Origin of the sequence: Xanthovirga aplysinae (assembly GCF_009711365.1) — a bacterium.
In the GTDB taxonomy this organism is placed as follows: Bacteria; Bacteroidota; Bacteroidia; order Cytophagales; family Cyclobacteriaceae; genus Xanthovirga; species Xanthovirga aplysinae.
The window spans coordinates 1-3044 of record NZ_SMMB01000658.1 but is presented as its reverse complement, the minus strand read 5'-3'; the positions used below and the strand labels follow the sequence as shown (position 1 = coordinate 3044).

General features: G+C 36.8%; 3 protein-coding genes. All 3 read left to right on the top strand.

Going from position 1 to position 3044, the window contains the following annotated elements; all coding sequences use genetic code 11:
* Positions 1-49 precede the first annotated feature (49 nt).
* A complete protein-coding gene (locus E1171_RS03815; RefSeq protein ID WP_155204256.1) occupies positions 50-1228 on the top strand; it encodes a threonine synthase in 1179 nt (392 codons plus the stop codon).
* 117 nt (positions 1229-1345) lie between these two features.
* On the top strand, positions 1346-2209 hold the full coding sequence (locus E1171_RS03810; protein ID WP_155204254.1) for a cyanophycinase: 864 nt from the start codon (positions 1346-1348) through the stop codon (positions 2207-2209).
* A 102-nt stretch (positions 2210-2311) separates the two neighbouring features.
* Positions 2312-3044 (top strand): cyanophycinase (locus tag E1171_RS03805; protein ID WP_155204252.1); only part of this gene is annotated, 733 nt, incomplete at its 3' end.

The following is a 3044-nucleotide window of genomic DNA, read 5'->3' as shown; positions in this document are numbered from 1 at the left end:
TAGTTATGGCGAATTGCTGAAATTTAGGCTGTACATTTAATTATTTATTATGGATTCGACAAAAGTTTTTTCTTCTTTGGCAGTAGATCTGTCATGCTCAAAATGCCGTAAAAATTATCCTATAAATCAATTACAATATTATTCAACTTGTTGTAACAAGCCTTTAATTGTTAATTATCCAGAGAAACCAGATTTCAAAAAAGAGGAATTGGTGGGCAGGGAAAGTAGTATGTGGAGATACCTTGAAATGCTTCCTGTCTTTGAAATTAAGAATATAGTTAGTTTAGGTGAGGGTATGACTCCTATATTGGAAATGGATCGATTGGCAGTTAAATATGGGTTTAGTGATCTTAAAATGAAAGACGAGGGACTTAATCCTACAGCTTCATTTAAAGCTCGAGGAATTAGTATGGCCATTTCTAAAGCAAAAGAATTAGGTGTGACCGAATGTGTAACTCCTACAGCAGGAAACGCTGGTGGTGCAATGAGTGCCTATTGTGCAGCAGCGGGAATGAAGGCTACTGTTTTAATGCCGAATTTTACTCCCAAGATTTTTCAGGATGAGTGTCGCTTTTTTGGAGCTGAAGTAATTTTGGTGGATGGAATGATTGATAAATGTGGGGAAATGTCTGTACAAATCCAAAAAGAGACTGGAGCTTTTAATATTTCTACCTTAAAGGAGCCTTATCGGTTAGAGGGAAAGAAAACTATGGGCTATGAAATTGCCGAGCAATTAAATTGGGAATTACCGGATGTTATCCTTTACCCTACTGGAGGTGGAACAGGATTAATTGGAATTTGGAAGGCCTTTCATGAGATGATGGCCATGGGCTGGATCCCTGAAAATACAAAACTGCCTCGAATGGTTGTGGTTCAATCGGCAAATTGTACCCCAATGGTGGATATGATTAATGGAAAAGAACAGAATTTGAATGCTTATGGAGAATCCATTGCTAATGGCCTGGCCGTTCCCAAAGCATTTGGAGAAGATTTGATTCACCAAGTAGTAAAGGAGTCCAAAGGAATGGCTGTTGCGGTAACTGAAGAGCAAATAATGGAGGGAGTAAAAGAAATTTGTGCTACCGAAGGCATTTGTGTTGCTCCTGAAGGGGCAGCAGTTTGGATGGCCCTTAGGGATTTATCACAAAATGGTTTCATTTCAAAAGAGGAAAAAGTCCTTCTACTCAATACGGGAAGTGGCTATAAAACTTTTGAGGAATATCGTTAATGTTTATTTTAATTATATAGAAAGTGTGATAAATGAAAAGTGTAAATTTAGTTGAAAAAGCTTTAAGAACTTTCTTTGCGCTTTTTTGCTATTAAATTTTATTTTTAAGTTGTTGCTATGAAGTCAATTCTGAAATTTTGTTTTTTTGCTGTTTTTTTAATATTGAATGCTCCATCTTATTCTTTCTTCTCTGAAAATGAGCAACCCGTAGTGGGGCCTAAAAAGGGATCATTAGTTATTGTAGGGGGAAACATGAAGTCTAAGAAAATTATTTCTCGTTTTATTGAATTAGCTGGAGGAAAAGATGCTCCCATTGTGGTTCTTCCCACCCTTATGAAAGATGGGCAAAAAAAAGATAAATATGCGGAACAATTGAAAGCACATGGGGCTACTAATGTCACTTTCCTCTATACTACAGATCGGGAATTGGCAAATAGTGAAGAGTTTGTGGAACCGTTAAAACATGCAAAAGGAGTTTTTTTTGGTGGCGGTCGTCAATGGCGATTTGTAGATAATTATCAAGGAACAAAAGTACAGAAGTTAGTGAGAGAAGTTTTGGATCGGGGAGGAGTAATTGGAGGTACTTCGGCAGGGGCAAGTATTCAGGGAGATTATTTAGCTAGAGGAGATACCTACGGAAACGAAAAAATTATGGGAGACCATCAGGTAGGATTCGGATATTTAAAAAATGTAGCAATTGATCAGCATGTATTGGCACGTAATCGCCAGTTTGAGATGATAAATCTTTTGGAAAAGCACCCCCAGTACTTAGGAATTGGAATAGATGAAAATACGGCTATTGTAGTTATTGGGGATCAATTCGAAGTAATAGGGGAAAGTTACGTGTTAATGTATGATCAGGGTTCACTCTGGCCTAAGAAGGTGAAAAAATCAAAGAATTTGCCAAAGGATAAAAATCTCTTCTATTTTTTAAGAGCGGGTGATAAATACAATTTAAAAGAGAGAAAAGTAATAAAATAGGTGTTGAGATTTTCATTCTAATAGCTCTTACCTATTATTTTAATTGTATTGCAATTCTTCATTGTATTAGTTTTTAAACTAGTTGCTAAAATTACTTTTTAAATGAAGCATAATTTTTACCTTTTTCTATTCGCTATTTTTTTTGCAGTTCAAGTTAATTCCTTTGCAAAGGAGAAAAAAGAAGACCCTGTCGCCGAAGGGCCTAAAAATGGGGCCCTCGTAATTGCAGGAGGTGGCATAAAGTCCAAAGAAATTGTACTTCGCTTTTTAGAGCTTGCAGGTGGAAAAGATGCCCCAATTGTTTTTTTTCCAACTCTTGTCAAAGAAAATGAAGGGTTGGAAAATAAAGCTAAAATTTTAAGGAATCATGGAGCAACTAATGTTACTGTCCTATATACTACTGACCGTGAAAAAGCCAATAGTGAAGAATTTGTGGCATCTTTAAAAAATGCCACAGGTGTTTGGTTTGGGGGTGGGCGTCAATGGCGCTTTGTCGAAAATTACAAGGGTACAAAGGTAGAAAAATTGGTTAGAGAGCTTTTAGACAGAGGAGGAGTGGTTGGAGGATCTTCAGCGGGAGCAAGTATACAGGGTGATTTTTTGGTACGAGGAGATACAAAAGGAAGTGGGGAAATTATGGGAGATCATCAAGTTGGTTTTGGCTATTTAAAAAATGTGGCTATTGATCAACATGTGTTGGTTCGTAACCGTCAATTCGAAATGTTGAATTTGTTGGACAAACACCCTGAATATTTAGGAATTGGTATAGATGAAAATACCGCCATTGTGGTACAAGAGGATCAATTTGAGGTTATAGGTAAAAGTTACGTCTTGA